Here is a 16,589-nt window from a genome sequence, read left to right on the forward strand (position 1 = left end):
TGGCAAGTATTTATGGCTTCGAGGACAAATCCGCCATCCCCTTGAGCAATTCGATCGGCAGCGGGAAGACGATGGTCGAGCTCTTGTCCCCGGCAATCGAACTCAACGTTTGCATGTAACGCAGCTGCATGGCCCCCGGCTGCCGGCCAAGCATTTCGGCGGCCTGCATGAGTTTTTCCGAGGCCTGCAATTCACCTTCGGCGTGGATCACCTTGGCCCGGCGCTCCCGTTCGGCTTCGGCCTGTTTAGCGATGGCGCGGACCATCGATTCATTAAGGTCCACATGTTTGATCTCGACATTGGCGACCTTGATGCCCCAGGCGTCGGTCTGGGCGTCAAGCACTTGCTGGATGTCGATGTTCAACCGTTCGCGCTCGGCCAGCAGCTCGTCGAGCTCATGCTTGCCCAGCACCGCCCGCAACGTGGTCTGGGCCAATTGACTGGTGGCCGTAAGGAAGTCCTCGACCTGAATGATCGCCTTCTGCGGGTCGAGCACGCGGAAATACAGCACCGCGTTGACCTTGACCGAAACGTTGTCGCGGGTGATGACATCTTGCGGCGGTACATCGAGGACGATAGTCCGCAAGTCGACGCGGACCATTTGCTGGACCACCGGGATCAGCAGGATCAACCCCGGGCCCTTGACCTGCCAGAAGCGCCCGAGCTGGAACACCACGCCGCGCTCGTATTCGCGCAGGATGCGGAAGGTTGACCCCGCCAGTGCAATCACCAGAAGCAGTAGTGCGGCGAAACCTACTTGCAGGCCCATGACTATTCTCCAGCTGGCGCCGCGTCAGTCGCGGCCACTTGCAACAGTAGTCCTTTTCGCGCCACCACCCGCACGTGTTGTCCCGGCTGTAGCGGAGTCGAGCTTGAAACCTGCCAGCGCTCCCCTTGCAGATGCACCCAGCCACTACACGCATTGCCGGGCAATAAAGACAGGATCGGCGTCACACTGCCCAGTAACCCCGCATCGCCGCTGACCGTGCGGCGCGGTCGGGTTTTCAGGGCGTGGATCAGCAGGAAAATCAGCAACAGGGCACTCACCAGTCCCAGGCCGATCATCAAAGGTACAGGCACCTCGGTATTGGTCAGAATCACCGCACCGATCACGAACATGACGATGCCGCCCAAACCGATCACGCCGTAATTGGGCAACGCCGCCTCGGCAATCAGAAACGCGATGCCGAATGTGATCAGCCAGATCCCGATGGGGTTTGGCATCAGCAGCACGACGGTATCGGCGGCGAACACCGATCCGCTCAACGCCAACAGCAGTGCAACGGCGAAGCAACGCGTATTCACGTGACCCTCCGCGAGAGTCTTGAAGTGGCTCTGTATACAGTTTAGTAGAGCTGCGGCTTATCTGGATTCTGCACGGTTTTGGACGGCGTCCGATGGGCGGATTTCACCCCGGTTTGTGCCGGCGGGCCTAGACTTTCACTACGGAGAAAAGCATTAACCATCGTCCGCCCGTCACGGGTGCGGACACCGAGGTGCATCATGCGAATGGCAAGAACCGTGCAGAAAAGCCTTGAAACGGCTCAATGTGAATATGACATCGTCGCCCACCCCCATTCGGCCAGCAGCCTGGAAACAGCACGGCTTGCGGGCATTCCAGCAGAACGGGTGGCCAAGTCGGTCATCCTCGACGACCACCACGGTCATTACCTGATGGCGGTGCTGCCCGCCAGCCGTCACCTGGACCTGAGCAAAGTCCGCAACAGCGGCGAATGGCAGGTCTCGCGGGAAAGCAACTTGCCGCACCTGTTTGATGATTGTGAACGCGGTGCCATACCTGCCCTGGGCGAGGCCTATGGGCTGGACGTGGTGATCGACCCGCTGCTGACCCGGCAGAAAGACGTCTATGTGGAAGCCGGCAACCACATCAACCTGCTGCGCATGGACATGCCGGAATTCCTGAGAATGGTGCCGCATGCCGAGGTGCGGGAGTTGAGTGACTGAGTGTTGTGTCGTCAATGCTGCCGTCATCGCGAGCAAGCTCGCTCCCACAGGGTTCACGCAATTGCTGTGGGAGCGAGCTATTCATTTCTAAAGGAGCCCGACATGGAATCCCCCATCCACACACTGCCCAATCTGTTCAAACAACTCGGCCTGGCGGATGACGCCGAGAGCATTGATAAATTCATCGCCACCCACTCACCGCTCAAGCCCGAATTGCACCTGGCGGATGCGTTTTTCTGGAGCAAGAGCCAGGCGCAGTTTTTGCGGGACGATATTCTGGATGACGCGGATTGGGCGGAAGTGGTGGATCAACTGGATGTGTTGTTGAGGAAGGGGCGGGGGGTGTGAAGATCTAACTGTTGGGTGGCCACAGTCTGGAGGTGTGGACCAGTGCCAGTATCCAGATAGCGTCCGATTCTGGTTGGTAAACCACACGATAGCTCTGGTGGGGAATCAACTCACGAGTACCTGCAATGATTCCGGCTGGCCCGCTTTCGGGGTGTTGCGCAAGGCGAGCAATGGCATCGCGCAAGCGGTTGTCCATGTCAATGGCGGCAATCGGATTGAGTTCATACAAGTAATCCCAAATCTCTGCACGATCCTGTGCTGCTGCGGGCGTCCAGATTATCCTCATCCTTTTTTGGCCGCCTGTGCACGCCTGGCCGCGAACTGCGCTTCGACTTCATCGTTGCTCAAGCCCTCTCCGGCCTGCATGGAAATACGCGCGCTGTCGACTTTCCTTTGCAGGAACGCCTCGTACTCGCGCGACTCTCGTTGTGTTTGAACGTACTGGCGCATCATATCTCTGACGATTTGCGAAGCGGGGCGATGAGAGGCTTCTGCCTCGGCCATAAATTGTTCGCGCAGTTCAGATTCAAGTTTCATCGTAAAAACGGCTTGCTTTGACATCGCTATGTCCTCAAATCACATACTGACGAAGTATATACATCGTCAGTACTAAATTGATTTCATGCTCAACATCCTGCGACGGATGACCATCAATTTGTTTCAAAACTTGACCGCCTTTCCCTCCAAATGCCATATTGATAGTTAGCAAACTAACAGTGTGTGTTTTCCCTCGTGCCGAAGAACCTCGACGCTCTCCAGATGAACATCAGCAGCTCCATGGTGGTGGCCGCCAGGCATTGGCGAAAAATCTGCCAGACCACGCTGGTCAACTATGGAATCTCCGAAGCCTGCGCCGTTCCGCTCTTGATGATCGGGCGTCTGGGCGAGGGTGTGCGGCAGGTGACGGTGGCCCATGCCGCCGGGATGGAGAGCCCGTCCCTGGTGCGGTTGCTCGATCAGTTGTGTCATAGCGGTTATGTCTGCCGCACCGAAGATGCCCATGACCGGCGCGCCAAGTGCCTGAGCCTGACCGACACCGGACGTGAATTGGTGCAGGCCGTCGAAATCGAGCTGGTGCGATTGCGCCATGAAGTGCTTGAAGGCATCGACCAAAGCGATCTGGAAGCTACGCTACGGGTATTGAGAGCCTTTGAAGCGGCCAATGCGCCGTCGGTGGTCAACCCTTGAGCGGATTTTTCACCGGTATGCCTTCGGCGCGGGACTGGTTCTACGGTGTGCGCACCTTTGCCGCCTCGATGATCGCGTTGTACATCGCCCTGCTCATGCAAATGCCGCGTCCCTATTGGGCGATGGCCACGGTTTACATCGTTTCCAGCCCCTTTGTCGGCCCGACCAGTTCCAAGGCTCTGTACCGCGCGATCGGTACTTTTTTCGGGGCGGCGGCGGCGGTTTTTTTCGTGCCGATGTTCGTCCAGAGCCCTTACGTATTGGTGGTGGTCATCGCGCTGTGGACCGGGATCCTGCTGTTCCTGTCCTTGCACCTGCGTACCGCCAACAACTACGCCTTGATGCTCGCCGGTTACACCTTGCCGCTGATCGCCCTGCCGGTGGTGAACAACCCGCTGGGGGTTTGGGACGTGGCGGAAGCGCGTACTGAAGAGATCTTTCTTGGCATCGCCGTGGCGGCGGTGGTCGGTGCCATGTTCTGGCCTCGGCGGCTGGCGCCGGTGTTCAACGATGCGGTGAGCAAATGGTTTGCCGATGCCTCGACGTACAGTTTGCGGTTCCTTAGCCGCACGGTGCAGCCAGACGAAGTCAGCGCGCTGCGTTCCGCCATGGTGACGACCTTCAACACGCTGGAATTGATGATCGGCCAGCTGCCGCACGAGGGCGCGCGAGCGCAGACCGTACGTAATACCAAAGAGCTGCGCGGGCGGATGATTCACCTGTTACCGGTGATCGACGCCCTCGACGATGCCCTGTATGCCCTTGAGCGGCGCACGCCGGAGCTGGTCGAAAAATTCGCACCGCTGTTGGCCGCCACCACCGAATGGCTCAATTACAAAGACGCCGATCTCGGCCGCTGGCAATCGCTGAAAGACCAGCTTGAAGCCCTGCAACCGTCCGCCGAAGCCCTGAATGATCGCAAGCAGTTGCTGTTCTCCAACGCACTGTATCGCCTCGGCGAGTGGATCGATGTGTGGCAGGACTGCCGCAGCCTGCAATACGCCATCGAGTGCGAAAGCCAGGACAGCTGGCGCGCGGTGTATCGCCACTGGCGCCTCGGTCGCCTGTCGCCGTTTCTCGACCGTGGCCTGATGCTCTACTCGGCGGCATCCACGGTCCTGGCCATCATCGTTGCTTCAGTGTTGTGGATTCTGCTCGGCTGGACCGACGGCGGCTCGGCAGTGATTCTCGCCGCCGTGGCGTGCAGCTTTTTCGCCTCGATGGATGACCCGGCGCCGCAGATTTACCGGTTCTTTTTCTGGACCGCGATGTCGGTGGTGCTGGCCAGCCTTTACCTGTTTCTGGTGCTGCCCAACCTGCACGACTTCCCGATGTTGGTGCTGGCGTTTGCCGTGCCGTTTATCTGCATCGGCACCCTGACGGTCAAGCCGCAGTTTTACCTGGGCATGCTGCTGACCCTCGTCAACACCTCGTCCTTTATCAGTATTCAGGGCGCCTACGATGCGGACTTCCTCAGCTTCGCCAACTCCAACCTGGCCGGTCCCATCGGGCTGTTGTTTGCCTTTATCTGGACCCTGATCGCCCGGCCGTTCGGTGCGGAGCTGGCGGCCAAGCGGCTGACCCGGTTCAGTTGGCGCGACATCGTCAGCCTCACAGAACCGGCCAATCTGGCCGAGCACCGGCAATTGGGCGTACAGGTGCTCGATCGTTTGATGCAGCACTTGCCGCGTCTGGCCATGACCGGCCAGGACACCGGCATCGCGTTGCGTGAGGTGCGTGTGGCGCTGAACGTGCTCGATCTGCTGGCTTACACACCGCGAGTGGACGGAGTGCCGCGAGCGCTGCTGCATCAGGTAGTGACGGAAGTCGGCGAGTATTTCAAGGCCTGCCTGAAGGCCGGGGAGCGTCTGCCGGCACCGGGCCCGTTGCTGATGACCCTCGACCGCGCCCGCCGATCGCTGGATGTGGATTGTGATGAGGACACCCGTCTGAATTTGCTGCATGCCCTGAGCGGCCTGCGTCTGGCGTTGTTGCCGGGTGTGGAATTCGTAAGCTCGGGTGAACTCGAAGAACCGCTGCCCCATGGCATCGATGGAGCGCCTTTATGATCGGTGATGTGGACATCAGCGGGGTGTTCTTGCCCACGCTGCTGGTATTGATGGGCATTACGTATGTGTTGTTCCTGCTGGTGCACGGGTTGCTGATGCGCTTGCACTTTTACCGTCTGGTCTGGCACCGGGCATTGTTCAACGTGGCTCTCTACGCTTTGCTGCTCGGCGCCGTGGACTCACTCAGTCGATACCTGATGACATGAAAAAACCTTTTTTGACCTTGGGTCGCGTGGTGCTGACCCTGTTGATCGTGACCTTCGCCGTCGTCGTGGTCTGGCGCATGGTGATGTACTACATGTTTGCGCCGTGGACCCGCGACGGGCATATCCGTGCCGACATCGTGCAAATCGCCCCGGACGTCTCCGGGCTGATCCAGCAAGTGGATGTGCGCGACAACCAGTGGGTAAAACGTGGCCAGGTGCTGTTCAGCATTGATCAGGACCGCTTCAAGCTGGCCTTGCGCCAAGCCAAAGCGGCAGTCGCCGACCGTCAGGAAACCCTGGCGCAGGCGCAACGCGAAGCCAAGCGTAACCGTGGTCTGGGCAATCTGGTGCCTGGCGAACAGCTGGAAGAAAGCCAGTCCCGGGTGGCGCGCGCTGAAGTTGCGTTGATGGAAGCTCAAGTGGCGGTGGACAGTGCTCAATTGAACCTGGACCGCTCGACCATCCGCAGCCCGGTCGACGGCTACATCAACGACCGTGCGCCGCGTGCGCAAGAGTTCGTCACGGCCGGGCGGCCGGTGTTGTCGGTGGTAGACAGTAATTCGTTCCACATCGACGGCTATTTCGAAGAAACCAAGCTGAACGGCATTCACGTCGGCCAGAGTGTCGACATCCGCGTAATCGGTGACAGCGCGCGCCTGCGCGGCCATGTGGAAAGCATCGTCGCCGGCATCGAAGACCGCGACCGCACCATCGGCAATAACCTGCTGCCCAACGTCAACCCGGCGTTCAGTTGGGTGCGCCTGGCACAGCGGATTCCGGTGCGAATTGTCTTTGATGATGTACCTGAAGATTTCCGCATGATCGCCGGGCGTACCGCCACGGTATCGATCATCGACGATCAGAAGCGGGAGCCGGCGCAATGAGCAAGGCCTCGGGTTTGGCGGTCGCCGGATTAGGCTTGCTGCTGTCGGCGTGTCAGATGGTCGGGCCGGATTATCATTTGCCCGAAGAGGCGGCGGTCCATCGACCCGATTTGCAGGGTGATTTGGCGGTCGACGGTAAAACGGTGGTGTCCGCACCGGTGCCGGCCGATTGGTGGCGCCTGTACAAGGACCCGCGACTCGACCAGTTGGTGCAGCAGGCCATGGCGTCCAACACCGATTTGCGCGTGGCGGCGGCCAGTCTGTTGCGGTCTCGCGCTCAGGTCGATGAGGCAGAAGCGGCGGGTGGCTGGAGCGGCGGCGTGAAGATGGGCGCCCAGAGATTGCAGGAGTCCGGCCAGGCGTTCCTGATTCCGGAAAAAGTGCCGGTGGCCAACGTCGGAGATATCGGCATCAGCGCGTCGTACCAGTTCGATCTGTTCGGCACGTTGCAGCGCGGCATCGAAGCGGCCAAGGCCAACGCCGATGCGACGCAGGCCGCTGCCGATACGGCTCGCATCACCGTGGTGGCCGACGTGGTCCGGGCCTACACCCAGGTGTGCGCCGCCAATGAAGAGCGCGAGATTGCCCAGCACTCCCTCGACCTGCAGGCCCAGAGCACCACGCTGATCCAGCGTCTGCGCGATGCCGGACGTGGTGATGAAACACAGGTCACCCGTTCGCAAACCCAGTTCAAATCCTTGCGCGCCGACATGCCGCGCTATGAGGCCTCGCGTCAGGCCGGGCTGTATCGCCTGTCAATGTTGCTGGCCAAGCCGGTGGATCAACTGCCGGCCGGCACCGCCACCTGCGACGAGCTGCCGAAAATCGCGCAATTGATTCCGGTGGGCGATGGCGCCGCGTTGCTCAAGCGTCGTCCCGATGTGCGGCAGGCCGAGCGCCGGCTGGCGACCGCGACGGCCGGGATTGGCGTCGCCACGGGTGAGCTGTACCCGAACATCAGCATCGGCGCGACCATCGGCACCGTCGGTATCCTCGACGATCTCGGTGACCCGTCCACCAACCGTTGGGGCTTTGGTCCGTCGCTGACCTGGAACGTGCCGACCAACGGCGCCCGGGCACGCATCCGCGAAGCCGAAGCGGTGACCCAGGCGACACTGGCGCATTTCGATGGGGTGGTGCTCAACGCCATTCGCGAAACCCAGACCAGCCTGGTCCAGTACACCGCATTGTTGCAGCGTCGTGACGCCCTGGCAGACGCCGAGCAATCGGCAAGACTGGCAGCGGACCAGACGCACCGTTTCTTCCAGGCCGGCCGCGCTTCGTTCCTGGCGGACTTGCAAGCGACCCGCACCTACACGGATGTCACGGCGCAACTGGGCGCGGCCAACACCCAGGTTGCCGCCAGCCAGATCGATTTGTTCCTCGCGCTGGGCGGTGGCTGGGAAAGCGGACGAACGCAAGGTTCGAACGCCAGCAAACCCTGAGGCCGTTGCTATGCTTTGATTTGATGAAGTCACGTTCTGATTTCATCAATCAAGGCTCGCGTTGGTCATGGGGACTCTAATAATGAAAAACCCTTATGCTCCTGGCTTTTGGTGCGCTATTGCGGCATTGGTTTTGCTGTCGGCCACCTATTTCTACGGCATCATGCTGGCCCACCAGATCGACAAGGCTCTGGTGTTTCTCGACAGCGCCAGTGCGCTGATTGCCGTGATGGCAATCGTGGTGGTGGCCTGGGCTTCAGTCCAGGGCCAGCGCATCAAAAAAAGACAACTCGAACAAGGCAAAACCCTGGTGCTGATCTGGGACACCAAGGTGGCGTTGCGTCGTGTCGAAACGGTGTTTGACCAATATTTCTGGGGCAGCTACTGGCAGCCGGGGCGCACCTTCCAGGAAGTCATGGGCGAGCTCACCGGCACACCGTTGGAAAAAAGCCTCGAGACCTTGAAGAAACAATGCCTGGCACTGGATAAACAGGTGTCCGAGGAGGACTGGCACTGGCTGAACAATGCCCGTGAACTCTCGGATGTCGCCACTGCCATGGCGCGAGAACGCTATCAACTGGACGTTTGCGACCCGCGCGCCGAAGTGACGGGCGGGGCGGTGATCAATCGGGATTTTGAAGTGCTGGTGTATACGTGGACGGCACGGCTCAAGAGCTTTGATCATCAGCTGGATGAGATGGAAGTGCAGTATTCCTGAGTTTTTGTTGGCGGGAGTGACGCCATCGCGAGCAGGCTCACGCCTACAAGGGTTCTGTGAACGACACATAACCTTTGTAGGCGTGAGCCTGCTCGCGATGGCGATTTCATATCCGTCGAAACGCTCAACCGTCCTGAGTAGTCCATAGACACTCTTTAACCTTTAATCATTGGGCCGCCCGTCGCGCCGAGTGCTAATCTCCACTCCACTTTTATTTAGCTATTTAGCGGAGTCGAGCCGCAACCCGTCATGGGTTCAGGGAAGACGACCACACCTTCAAACAACGGATATTGACTGGGTCATTCATGAATAAATCAGCAGGCGTGCTTCTTGGAATTGTCGTAGCCATCGGCGCAATCAGCGCGGGGGGTGCCTGGTTCACCGGGAGCAAAATCGAAGGCGTGTTGAACACCTCGATCGCCGACGCTAACAAAGAGCTGAAGGCCGCGCTGGTAGGTTCCAATGGCACGGCATCGCTGGAGCTGGTGTCGCTTGAGCGCCACGTGTTCAGCAGTACCGCGCACTACCGCCTTAAAGGCGAAGGCGAGATGTTTGGTGAAACCCCGGTTGAATTGCAGTTTGTCGACCACATCGAACACGGTCCGCTGCCGTTCTCGCGCCTGGTCGCGTTGAAGTGGTTGCCGGTCATGGCCACCAGTCACTACGAACTTGAACGCACGTCGCTCACCGAAAAGTGGTTTGCCGCCGCCAAAGACAAATCGCCGCTCACCGGCGTGGTCAACATCGGTTACGACAACTCCACCAGCGGCACCCTCCAGTTGCAGCCGCTGGACGTTGCGCTGGATGACAAGTCCAACCTGAAATTCACCGGTTTGAACCTCGACGTCGACGCCAGCCCCCAGGTCCAAAAGCTCAAGGCCAACGGCTACATGGACAGCCTGACACTGAGCACCGTGGCTGAAGATCAAACCCCGGTGAAGGTCGAGCTCACTGGCCTGACCCTGGCCAGCAACCTGGTTAAAAGCACCTACGGCTACTACACCGGCGAGAACACCCTTGAGCTGACGGACAGCAAAACTACTTTCGGCCCCAAGCAATCGGTACTGGGCATCAAGAAATTTGAAATGAAGAACCAGACCGAGGAGTCGGGCACCAGCGCTTCGGGACGTGCCGACTACAAGGTGGGTGAAGTGTCGTTGAACGGCAAGACCGTCGGCTCTGCGCAAATGGCCATGAGCCTGAAGAACCTCGATATCCCGGCCACCATGTCGCTGATGCAGATCTATCAGACCAAACTGCAGCCTTACGAGAAAGCGGCCGCAGAGGCTGCTGCTGCGGGTCTGCCCTCTCCTGAACTGGTCCTGACTCCGGCCGAGGAGGCGCAAGTCAAAACCGGTCTCGAAAAGCTATTGGCTGCTGGCCCGCAAGTGGCGCTGGAAAACCTGTCGTTCAACACGACCAATGGTGAAAGCCGCGCCAACCTGGTGCTTGACCTGACCAAACCGCAGTCCATGGACTTGCCGCCTGATCAACTGACCCAACAGTTGATCGCACTGCTGGATATCAACGTGCAGGTGTCCAAGCCGATGCTCGTCGATTTACTCACCGTGCAAAGCCAACTGGACGGTCAGACCGATGCCAAGCTCATCGCCGACCAGGCCACCGCCACTGCCGACATGTTCAGCAGCATGGCGGTCGGCACGCAGCTCGCCAAACTGGACGGCAACAACGTTGTCAGCAAGTTGCATTACGCCAACAATCAGGTGGAATTCAATGGCCAGAAAATGACCGTTGAAGAGTTTGTCGGTTTCGTGATGAGCAAGCTCGGTGGCGGTGCCGAAATCCAGGAATAAATCCCACGGCTGAATAAAACGCCCGACCTCTGCGACTCCCGCAGTTCGGGCGTTTTGCTGTCGGGTGTGTGCCCGCTACCCAATGTCCCGAATCAACTGCCACGCCTCGTCCACCGACAGTGGCTGTTTCATGCGTTCGGCCAGCAGCGCCATCGCCCGTTCTTCATCGCAGGCAACTGCGGCAGCCACCACGCCGTTTTTGCCGAACAAGCCGATAAAGGGTGGATGGTTCGGATCCCCCTTGAACTCGACCTCGTCCCAGGCTTCGGCGTGGCCGAGGTAGTCGTAGTTTTTGCCGAAGTGCCAGGTCCAGAAATACGGCACGTCGAGGTAATGCTCGTCAGCGCCCAGCATATTCGCGGCGGCGATCCGCGCCTGTTGCTGGGCCAGACGCCAATGCTCGATGCGCTGAGGCTGGCCGTTGAGCGGGAACGTCGCGATATCACCTACCGCCCACAACCCGTCGGTGACGCGCATGCCGCCGTCGACCTTCAGCGACCGGTCTTTTTCCTTGGGCAAATCGGTAAACGGCTCGGTTGCGGGGCTGACGCCGATGCCGGCCAGTACCAGATCCGCCGGCAAGCGTTGACCGTTGTCCAGGCACACCGCCTCTACGTGGTCCGTGCCTTCTATATAGAAGGCTTCGCCATCGGTGTGAAACACCACGCCGTTGCTTTCATGCAAGGCGCGAATGGCGTTGCCGACGGCTTCGCCCAATTGTGCGGCAAAGGGAATGGCATGCCGGGCCAGGATCGTGACGTCCAACCCGAGCTCCCGCAGGGCTGAGGCGGACTCCAGCGCAATAAAACTGTCACCGATGATCACCACTCGCTGGCCAGGTTTCGCCACTTGCAGAATCTGGCTTGCCTGATCTTTTGAACGCAGTACGAACACCTGCGGCAAATCGGCGCCAGGCAGCGTGAGTTGATTGGGCTTGCCGCCGGTGGCAAGCAGTGCCGCGTCATAGTTGAGCGATCGACCATTGGTTAGCCGCACGGTTTTATTCGACGAATCCAGGCTGGCGACTTCACCGGTCATGCGTTCGATCCGCTGTTCGCGATAAAACGCGTCATCGCGCAGCGGCGGGACTTCTTCGAGTGGCATCTGCCCGGCAATCACAAATTTGCTCAGGACGGTGCGGTCGTATCCGGCGTCGGCTTCACGGTCGATCAGCAGCACTTGGCCACCGAAGCCCTTTTCGCGTAACGCCGCCGCACACGCCGTACCGGCTGCCCCGGCACCGATGATCACAAACGTGCGCTCGTCGTCTGCCGGTGGAGTGTGTGCATCGGCAAACGGCTGGTCATCGACCCAGATGTCGCCATCGCGTATTTCCAACGGATAACGCTTGAGGCTGTCCAGAGCCGGCGGCTCGCACAACGCACCGTCCTCGATTCGATACGCCGCTTTGTGCCACGGGCAGATCAAACGTCCGTGGCACAGCGCACCTTCCGCCAGCGGTGCCCCGGCATGCGGGCACTCACCCTGATAGGCGCGTAATTGATCGCCCACCCGCAGCAAAACAATTTTGGTGTCTTCAATCTGGACTTCGAGGCCCCGGTTTTCAGACACATCGGCGAAACGGGCGACACGATGCAGTGCCATGACGGCTCTCCAGACAGACGTTTCACTTAAGAGTTTGGTGCGTAATGCGAGGTTCAGCCAATTCCCACTGCCACCGCACGAACGGTACAGCTATAGTTCGCAAGCCGACGACGGCCCTACCCCACAAGGTGCTCCGGAATGACCCGATTGACCTCTCTGAACCCTTGGCTGGCGGCCATTGCAGTCGCCATTTGTGTGCAATTTCCGGCGCAAGCCCAAGAACGTTTCACCCTGAACATTCCAGGTGTCACGGATGACCGGCTGTTTACCTCGGCCGCGGCCAGCGATGCTCCGGGTTGTGGCGGACACAACGCGTCACCGGCATTGAACTGGAACGACGGGCCGAAGGGTACCTTGAGTTATGCCGTGGTCATGCACGACCCCGATGGGCAGAAGGGGCAGGGTGCCGATCATTGGGTGCATTACGGCATCAAGGCCACCACTCACCAGATCCCCGCCGGTGTCGGGGCAAAGTCGGCACTCGAAGGCGTCGGTGGCACCAACAGCAAAGGCACCACCGGTTATGTCGGGCCTTGCCCGCCGGTTGGCGACAGTGCACATCACTACATAATTCAGCTGTACGCACTGGACCTTGCTCCAGAGGCCCTGCCCGCCGGGCTTACGCGCGCGCAACTGCTGGAAAAGATCAAAGGTCATGTGCTGAAAAACAGCAGCGTGGTACGTCGTTATCACCGCTGAGTTTAATTTTCAGCCGGTTTAACCCGAACCTGAAAGGGGGCTCGTCTCAGAGGATGAATGGATCAATTTCCTCCTGAGGTCAGCCCCCCATGTCCCTCCCTCTGCTTTACCTTCGCCCGGCAGCCCTGGGATTCGTCAGCGGATTGCTATTGGCTGTTGCCGGTTGCGGCGTTTCCTCCACACCTGATTCCGCGCACGTGTCGCCACCGGCTCAAAGCGAGGTAAAGCTTGAAGAGTTGGTGCGCAGCGAGGTGGGCATGGCGGATGCGTCAATGGCCAAGCGCAGCGTTCGCCCGGCGCCGGTTGCGAGTTTTGCACCTGAGTCGTTCCCGCCCGGGTATCGGGATGAACAGCGAGAGCAATACCAAGCGCTGGCGGACAACCCCATCCACAGCGTGACCGAGGCACCGGTCTCGACTTTCAGTGCTGATGTGGATACCGGCGCTTACGCCAACGTCCGGCGTTTGTTGAATCAGGGGCGATTGCCCCCCGAAGGCGCGGTACGGCTGGAGGAAATGGTCAATTATTTTCCCTATGACTACGCCCAACCCACTGATGGCTCACCGTTTGGGGTGACCACTGAGCTGGCGCCGTCGCCATGGAACCCGCATACCCGACTGCTGCGCGTCGGTATCAAGGCGTCGGACCGCGCGGTGGCGGAACTGGCCCCGGCGAACCTGGTGTTTCTGGTGGACGTCTCCGGTTCAATGGATCGTCGCGAAGGATTGCCGCTGGTCAAAAGCACCCTGAAATTGCTGGTCGATCAATTACGCGAGCAGGACCGGGTTTCATTGGTGGTCTATGCCGGTGATTCGCGCGTGGTGCTGGAGCCGACTTCCGGACGCGAAAAGGCGAAAATTCGTACAGCTATCGATCAATTGACCGCCGGCGGCTCGACCGCTGGAGCGTCGGGCATCGAGTTGGCCTATCAAATGGCACAACAAGCGTTTATCCCCAAAGGAATCAACCGCATCCTGCTGGCCACCGACGGTGACTTCAATGTCGGCATCAGCGACTTCGACAGCCTCAAACAGATGGCGGTGGATAAACGCAAGTCCGGCGTCTCTCTGACGACCTTGGGTTTTGGGGTGGATAACTACAATGAACACCTGATGGAACAACTGGCCGACGCCGGCGATGGTAACTACGCCTACATCGACAACTTGCGTGAAGCGCGCAAGGTGTTGGTCGATCAGCTGGGCTCGACCCTTGCGGTCGTGGCGAAGAACGTCAAGCTGCAAGTGGAATTCAATCCGGCGCAGGTGAGCGAATATCGGTTGTTGGGGTATGAGAATCGGGCGTTGAAGCGTGAGGACTTCAGCAACGACAAAGTCGATGCAGGCGAAATCGGTGCAGGACACACGGTAACGGCGCTGTATGAAATCGTACCCAAAGGCGAGAAAGGCTGGCTGGAGCCGCTGCGTTATGGGCAGCCTGAGGCAGTTGTTTCGGCGAATACCGCAGAACTGGCGATATTACGAGTGCGGTATCAGCTACCGGAGGGTGGGAATAGTCGTTTGATCGAGCGGCCTATCATTAACAGTCAAACGGCCAAAGCCAGCGATGACCTGAGATTTGCGGCGGCCGTGGCGGCATTTTCCCAGCAACTCAAGGATGGACGGTACACCGGTGATTTCAGTTTGAAGGACACGCAAGCGCTGGCTCGCGGTGCGCGGGGTGAGGACCCATTCGGACTGCGTGCAGAGTTCGTGCAATTGGTGGAGCTGGCGCAAAGCCTGCGTACCACTACGGCATTGAACAGCGAGCCACTTAAAGGAGGCTACAACTGACATGTCAGCGCCGGAACCGAGCGATGAAGCGCTGCTGGCCCGATATCGCGGAGGCGAAGGGCCGGCGTTCGAGATTTTATACGCCCGTCATCGGCAGGGACTTTACCGGTTCCTGCTCGGCCTCAGCGGTAAAACCGAATTGGCCGAAGAGGTTTATCAGGAAACCTGGCTGAGCCTGATACGCAGTACCAGTCAGCCACAAGGTCGGGCGAATTTTCGTACGTGGCTTTATCAGATCGCCCGCAACCGACTCATCGATCACTGGCGCAAACACGGTATCCACCATCCGTTGCACGACAGCTATGACGAACAGGCTCACGCCTTATTTGATGAGGCGACCGATCCGGAGCTTCTGTTGAGCCTGAGCCGCGACAGTCAGCGTCTTGAAACGGCCCTGCAAAATCTGCCTGCTGAACAGCGTGAGGTCTTCCTGCTGCGTACACATGGCGATCTCGACCTGCCGCAGATCGCCACACTCACCGCAACACCGCTGGAAACGGTCAAAAGCCGTTTGCGCTACGCCCAGCAAAAACTGCGTCGGCTGCTGGCCGAGGAGGTACTGACATGACTGACGCCCGTACTACACCGGAAGACGAAGTGGTGAAGCACTACCGTGAACATGCGGTGGGTGAACCGTCGGCTCATCTGGATTCATTGATCCTTGGCGTGGCCCACAGGGAAACCCCGATGCCGAAGCCAAGCGTCTGGCAACGTTGGGTTCAGGTTTGCCAGAAGCCTCGCTGGCAGGTGGTGTTTGCCAGTCTGGTGGGTGTCGCCTTGATGGTGGCATTGGTGCAACGTACGCCGGAGCAAGCGCCGAGCTATGACTTCGCCCCTGCGCCCAAAATGTCCGCGCCGGTTGCCAAAAAAGAGGCGGCGCCTGCTGCTCGCGCGTTGGCGGCCCCTGCGCCGATGGCGGATATTGCTGCGCCCGCGCAGAGCGAATCGATCAACGCCGGAATGGCTGAGGAATCAAAAGTCAGCAAACGTACCGCGGTGCCACCGAATCAGCTGGATGAACAATTGCGCGAGGTGATTCGCCTGCAGGATGCCGGTCAGGCCCCGGCGGCAGATGCTTTGTTAAAGGCATTGCATCTTCGCTTCCCAACCGAAAACCTCATCGGGCGACTCGGAGATTTACGCAAAAACTGAGTTGCCAGGTGGTCAGCCATTTGGCATCAAGGCCCGAAAGCGCGCACTATCGGGCCATAGCCGATGCGTTGGAGGAAGCCGTGGCGAAAAAAATCGATCGCATCGCCCAAATGCTCAACTGCCCCGTAAAAGGGGAGGAACTAAGACGGGCAATTACTGAGAGCCGTAAGGATTTTCTCCTTAACCACCCAGAAGAAGAGGAGGTTGATGAGGAAGACTTTGAGGATGATGAGGAGTGGGACGACGATCTTGACTGGACGACCGAGTAGGGGTCGCCAGTCGAAGGCGGGTTGGGAGGGCTGCCGTTTCAAGTGATGCAGCCTTGCTGAAGCAGGGCTGGAAAGGTCCTTAATGTACAAACGTTTGAAGTGGTGAAGAAAGTTTCAAAAGAGGCTTGACGCAGTATTGAATCAACGCAGTATTGAATCACTGTAGAATTCGCCTCCCGCTACCGAGTGATCGGAAGCGCAAGTGGTTGAAGTTACAAAGGAAACTTTGAAAACTTCTGAAAATAACCACTTGACAGCAACAGAGGCTGCTGTAGAATGCGCGCCTCGGTTGAGACGAAAGATCTTAACCAACCGCTCTTTAACAACTGAATCAAGCAATTCGTGTGGGTGCTTGTGGAGTCAGACTGATAGTCAACAAGATTATCAGCATCACAAGTTACTCCGCGAGAAATCAAAGATGTAACCAACGATTGCTG

General features: G+C 59.0%; 19 protein-coding genes. 14 read left to right on the forward strand and 5 right to left on the reverse strand.

All coding sequences use genetic code 11. The annotated features are described in order from the left end of the window. Nucleotides 1-10 precede the first annotated feature (10 nt). On the reverse strand, nt 11-769 hold the full coding sequence (locus LOY55_RS00690; protein ID WP_046033213.1) for a slipin family protein: 759 nt from the start codon (nt 767-769) through the stop codon (nt 11-13). 2 nt (nt 770-771) lie between these two features. Next, nucleotides 772-1,305, reverse strand: coding sequence for an NfeD family protein (locus tag LOY55_RS00695; protein ID WP_223524860.1), 534 nt, complete (start codon nt 1,303-1,305; stop codon nt 772-774). 198 nt (nt 1,306-1,503) lie between these two features. Here LOY55_RS00695 and LOY55_RS00700 point away from each other — a divergent pair, with 198 nt between their 5' ends. Both LOY55_RS00700 and LOY55_RS00705 read left to right on the forward strand, forming a co-directional pair. Continuing rightward, nucleotides 1,504-1,965: an aminoacyl-tRNA deacylase gene (locus LOY55_RS00700; RefSeq protein WP_046033215.1), complete on the forward strand. Its 462-nt coding sequence runs from the start codon at nt 1,504-1,506 to the stop codon at nt 1,963-1,965. Between the two features lie 102 nt (nt 1,966-2,067). Next, nucleotides 2,068-2,313: a DUF2789 domain-containing protein gene (locus LOY55_RS00705; protein WP_046033216.1), complete on the forward strand. Its 246-nt coding sequence runs from the start codon at nt 2,068-2,070 to the stop codon at nt 2,311-2,313. Between the two features lie 4 nt (nt 2,314-2,317). Here the strand turns inward: LOY55_RS00705 and LOY55_RS00710 are convergent, their stop codons facing one another. Continuing rightward, nucleotides 2,318-2,599, reverse strand: a complete 282-nt coding sequence (locus tag LOY55_RS00710; protein WP_046033217.1) for a type II toxin-antitoxin system RelE/ParE family toxin — start codon at nt 2,597-2,599, stop codon at nt 2,318-2,320. After that, nucleotides 2,596-2,874, reverse strand: coding sequence for an antitoxin of toxin-antitoxin stability system (locus LOY55_RS00715; protein WP_109788063.1), 279 nt, complete (start codon nt 2,872-2,874; stop codon nt 2,596-2,598). Before LOY55_RS00715 ends, LOY55_RS00710 begins: the two co-directional genes overlap by 4 nt. Before the next feature lie 198 nt (nt 2,875-3,072). Here LOY55_RS00715 and LOY55_RS00720 point away from each other — a divergent pair, with 198 nt between their 5' ends. From LOY55_RS00720 to LOY55_RS00750, 7 genes are all read left to right on the forward strand, one after another. Next, nucleotides 3,073-3,501, forward strand: coding sequence for a MarR family winged helix-turn-helix transcriptional regulator (locus LOY55_RS00720; protein WP_046033219.1), 429 nt, complete (start codon nt 3,073-3,075; stop codon nt 3,499-3,501). Beyond that, the gene (locus LOY55_RS00725; RefSeq protein ID WP_223524861.1) at nt 3,498-5,570 is read left to right on the forward strand and encodes an FUSC family protein; all 2,073 of its coding nucleotides are present in this window, start codon (nt 3,498-3,500) and stop codon (nt 5,568-5,570) included. Before LOY55_RS00720 ends, LOY55_RS00725 begins: the two co-directional genes overlap by 4 nt. Further along, entirely contained in the window at nt 5,567-5,776 is a 210-nt protein-coding gene (locus LOY55_RS00730; RefSeq protein WP_046033221.1) for a DUF1656 domain-containing protein, read from the forward strand. Before LOY55_RS00725 ends, LOY55_RS00730 begins: the two co-directional genes overlap by 4 nt. Further along, nucleotides 5,773-6,660, forward strand: coding sequence for an HlyD family secretion protein (locus tag LOY55_RS00735; protein WP_046033222.1), 888 nt, complete (start codon nt 5,773-5,775; stop codon nt 6,658-6,660). The genes LOY55_RS00730 and LOY55_RS00735 overlap by 4 nt, the downstream gene beginning before the upstream one ends. Next, the gene (locus tag LOY55_RS00740) at nt 6,657-8,105 is read left to right on the forward strand and encodes an efflux transporter outer membrane subunit (RefSeq protein WP_223524862.1); all 1,449 of its coding nucleotides are present in this window, start codon (nt 6,657-6,659) and stop codon (nt 8,103-8,105) included. The genes LOY55_RS00735 and LOY55_RS00740 overlap by 4 nt, the downstream gene beginning before the upstream one ends. An 82-nt stretch (nt 8,106-8,187) precedes the next feature. After that, nucleotides 8,188-8,823 carry an NADH:ubiquinone oxidoreductase subunit N gene (locus tag LOY55_RS00745; protein ID WP_109788066.1) on the forward strand — a complete coding sequence of 212 codons (636 nt, stop codon included), beginning with the start codon at nt 8,188-8,190 and terminating at the stop codon, nt 8,821-8,823. A 305-nt stretch (nt 8,824-9,128) separates the two neighbouring features. Continuing rightward, a complete protein-coding gene (locus tag LOY55_RS00750) occupies nt 9,129-10,637 on the forward strand; it encodes a YdgA family protein (protein ID WP_077430939.1) in 1,509 nt (502 codons plus the stop codon). Nucleotides 10,638-10,712: 75 nt separating this feature from the next. Here LOY55_RS00750 and LOY55_RS00755 read toward each other — a convergent pair whose 3' ends face one another. Beyond that, on the reverse strand, nt 10,713-12,242 hold the full coding sequence (locus LOY55_RS00755) for an apoptosis inducing factor family protein (RefSeq protein WP_109788067.1): 1,530 nt from the start codon (nt 12,240-12,242) through the stop codon (nt 10,713-10,715). A 138-nt stretch (nt 12,243-12,380) separates the two neighbouring features. Here LOY55_RS00755 and LOY55_RS00760 point away from each other — a divergent pair, with 138 nt between their 5' ends. The 5 genes from LOY55_RS00760 to LOY55_RS00780 all read left to right on the forward strand — a co-directional run bounded on the left by LOY55_RS00760 (nt 12,381) and on the right by LOY55_RS00780 (nt 16,152). Beyond that, nucleotides 12,381-12,941, forward strand: coding sequence for a YbhB/YbcL family Raf kinase inhibitor-like protein (locus LOY55_RS00760; protein WP_046033227.1), 561 nt, complete (start codon nt 12,381-12,383; stop codon nt 12,939-12,941). A gap of 89 nt (nt 12,942-13,030) precedes the next feature. After that, nucleotides 13,031-14,731, forward strand: coding sequence for a VWA domain-containing protein (locus tag LOY55_RS00765; RefSeq protein WP_109788068.1), 1,701 nt, complete (start codon nt 13,031-13,033; stop codon nt 14,729-14,731). 1 nt (nt 14,732) lies between these two features. Beyond that, nucleotides 14,733-15,299: an RNA polymerase sigma factor gene (locus LOY55_RS00770; RefSeq protein ID WP_223524864.1), complete on the forward strand. Its 567-nt coding sequence runs from the start codon at nt 14,733-14,735 to the stop codon at nt 15,297-15,299. Next, on the forward strand, nt 15,296-15,883 hold the full coding sequence (locus tag LOY55_RS00775) for a hypothetical protein (RefSeq protein WP_109788070.1): 588 nt from the start codon (nt 15,296-15,298) through the stop codon (nt 15,881-15,883). The genes LOY55_RS00770 and LOY55_RS00775 overlap by 4 nt, the downstream gene beginning before the upstream one ends. Nucleotides 15,884-15,903: 20 nt before the next feature. Further along, nucleotides 15,904-16,152 (forward strand): hypothetical protein, encoded by a 249-nt coding sequence (locus LOY55_RS00780; protein WP_109788071.1) that lies wholly within the window; start codon nt 15,904-15,906, stop codon nt 16,150-16,152. The last annotated feature ends 437 nt before the right edge of the window (nt 16,153-16,589 follow it).

Source organism: Pseudomonas sp. B21-040 (genome assembly GCF_024748695.1).
Taxonomy (GTDB): domain Bacteria; phylum Pseudomonadota; class Gammaproteobacteria; order Pseudomonadales; family Pseudomonadaceae; genus Aquipseudomonas.

Bases quoted from the DNA above. Each gene is read 5' to 3' on its own strand.
- LOY55_RS00755 (WP_109788067.1), bottom strand. From the start codon at position 12,242: ATGGCACTGCATCGTGTCGCCCGTTTCGCCGATGTGTCTGAAAACCGG.
- LOY55_RS00745 (WP_109788066.1), top strand. From the start codon at position 8,188: ATGAAAAACCCTTATGCTCCTGGCTTTTGGTGCGCTATTGCGGCATTG.
- LOY55_RS00720 (WP_046033219.1), top strand. From the start codon at position 3,073: ATGAACATCAGCAGCTCCATGGTGGTGGCCGCCAGGCATTGGCGAAAA.
- LOY55_RS00735 (WP_046033222.1), top strand. From the start codon at position 5,773: ATGAAAAAACCTTTTTTGACCTTGGGTCGCGTGGTGCTGACCCTGTTG.
- LOY55_RS00740 (WP_223524862.1), top strand. From the start codon at position 6,657: ATGAGCAAGGCCTCGGGTTTGGCGGTCGCCGGATTAGGCTTGCTGCTG.
- LOY55_RS00760 (WP_046033227.1), top strand. From the start codon at position 12,381: ATGACCCGATTGACCTCTCTGAACCCTTGGCTGGCGGCCATTGCAGTC.
- LOY55_RS00750 (WP_077430939.1), top strand. From the start codon at position 9,129: ATGAATAAATCAGCAGGCGTGCTTCTTGGAATTGTCGTAGCCATCGGC.
- LOY55_RS00700 (WP_046033215.1), top strand. From the start codon at position 1,504: ATGCGAATGGCAAGAACCGTGCAGAAAAGCCTTGAAACGGCTCAATGT.
- LOY55_RS00690 (WP_046033213.1), bottom strand. From the start codon at position 769: ATGGGCCTGCAAGTAGGTTTCGCCGCACTACTGCTTCTGGTGATTGCA.
- LOY55_RS00705 (WP_046033216.1), top strand. From the start codon at position 2,068: ATGGAATCCCCCATCCACACACTGCCCAATCTGTTCAAACAACTCGGC.
- LOY55_RS00765 (WP_109788068.1), top strand. From the start codon at position 13,031: ATGTCCCTCCCTCTGCTTTACCTTCGCCCGGCAGCCCTGGGATTCGTC.
- LOY55_RS00770 (WP_223524864.1), top strand. From the start codon at position 14,733: ATGTCAGCGCCGGAACCGAGCGATGAAGCGCTGCTGGCCCGATATCGC.
- LOY55_RS00715 (WP_109788063.1), bottom strand. From the start codon at position 2,874: ATGTCAAAGCAAGCCGTTTTTACGATGAAACTTGAATCTGAACTGCGC.
- LOY55_RS00710 (WP_046033217.1), bottom strand. From the start codon at position 2,599: ATGAGGATAATCTGGACGCCCGCAGCAGCACAGGATCGTGCAGAGATT.
- LOY55_RS00775 (WP_109788070.1), top strand. From the start codon at position 15,296: ATGACTGACGCCCGTACTACACCGGAAGACGAAGTGGTGAAGCACTAC.
- LOY55_RS00730 (WP_046033221.1), top strand. From the start codon at position 5,567: ATGATCGGTGATGTGGACATCAGCGGGGTGTTCTTGCCCACGCTGCTG.